The organism is Pseudoalteromonas sp. S2755, from assembly GCF_005886535.1.
Lineage (GTDB): Bacteria > Pseudomonadota > Gammaproteobacteria > Enterobacterales > Alteromonadaceae > Pseudoalteromonas.
In genome coordinates this window covers 1-1,580 of the sequence record NZ_PNDS01000252.1, presented here as the reverse complement: position 1 = coordinate 1,580, position 1,580 = coordinate 1, and the positions used below count along the sequence as shown (strand labels likewise).

General features: G+C 34.0%; 2 protein-coding genes. One reads left to right on the top strand and one right to left on the bottom strand.

The genetic code is table 11. The features are described from left to right. The coding region (locus CWC03_RS23115; RefSeq protein ID WP_212748171.1) for a hypothetical protein at window positions 1-815 on the top strand (815 nt) is incomplete at its 5' end. Here the strand turns inward: CWC03_RS23115 and CWC03_RS23110 are convergent. Further along, a partial coding sequence (locus CWC03_RS23110) for a class I SAM-dependent methyltransferase (RefSeq protein ID WP_138583827.1) occupies window positions 782-1,580 on the bottom strand: 799 nt, incomplete at its 5' end. The genes CWC03_RS23115 and CWC03_RS23110 overlap by 34 nt on opposite strands.

Genomic DNA, 1,580 nt, shown 5'->3' with positions numbered 1-1,580 from the left:
AATTAAATATTATATGGGTTACCATGACTAAAGTATCGCGGCAAACAATAACTTATCTTGTATCTGGTCCTATTTTGGCCGTTTTTGTGTTCATAGTATCTTATTACACCGATCCGTTTGACTTCAAAAATCAAGATGTACTGTCAGCATTGCCTGCTTTTCTTTTTTCTGTTGTGGTACTTTTTATTACTCATCTAATTAGCACAGACACTGAAGTTAGAAAAACAACTTCACTTTCTGCTGACGTATATACTGCAGTAAAAAATCATATGCATGTTGTAGTCTTAGGCTCCCCGGAAAAGGCTTTAGACTATATTGAAAGAAATATTTCAGATTTAAGAGAAGTATTAAACACTTCATTTAATACCCAAACCGAAAAAGAGAGAGCGAATGAAAAATTTTACGATACAAATGGATATGCATCATTAACTAAAGCAATTGCAAATAACATTAAACGCTCAAATAGTATAAAGCAAAAGTTAGTGTGGAAGGACATAGGCGACAGTCTTGCCAAAGAAAGATTTTTAAGTATCAAATCAGAATGTGCTAAAATTGCAAATAAAGCAATTCCTGAGGGCTATAAAATAAAATTTATCGCTCATGATGAACCTCAGATAAACTTTATTATTCTTGAATATTTAGATGGTGAAAAAGAAGTTCTTTTTAATTGGGATTTTAGAAGTAATGGCCAAGATCCTTTAGTAATGCTCTCAAAAGAAAGTAAAATAGTTGAAATGTTTGCGGTTCAATACAACTTACTATGGGAAAATGGCGTTGAAGACTACGATAACATCATTACAAGATCCACTTCGTAAAAGTAAGATGGTGCCGTGCTATTAAGGTATTGAGATGACCAATTGTCTATAGCTCCTTGCGAATTTCTACTTACAAAATTGCGCGTCCAATTGAGACTATTTAACAGATACATAGCGAAACTCTTATCGAATGGAGATGTTTTGTGGAATGTTTCAAATTGAACATCGTCGACTGTTAATCCGCATGCAGTCGCAGCCGTAAATACATCGTCAACACTATAATGTCTGAAACGTTGACTACTTGAAACAGATTGGAATAAATCAACCTCAAGCTTGTATCTTGTTTTGCTATCGAGAGGTCCAAACTTGAATGTACTTCCATCATATTGACGTATTATTATTCTACCATTCGGTTTTAACCTAGCTTTTAGCCTATTTAAAAAAGTCAATGGGTTATCTAAATATGATAATATATTAAATACTAAGAAAATATCAGCCTCTGGAAAATCCAGGTCGGAACCCTCAATATTTTTATGACTAAAGCTACAATTTATTAAGCTCAATTGATTAAGCTTTCGTGCAAGCTCAATTGTTTTTTTATCACTATCAAAACCAAAGTACTCAGCTTTATCGCCAAGATGATCTGCAAATAAGCTTAACCAAAGGCCAGGACCGCAACCTAAGTCAACAACTACTTTTTCTGTACCTGTAACCACTTTTTCAACGAACCTTTTTCTCTCTGGCAGTTTGGCATTGTGATGGATCATTAACCAATCATAATCACTTAAAGGCGCACCTGAAACATTTTCCCAATAACCCATATAA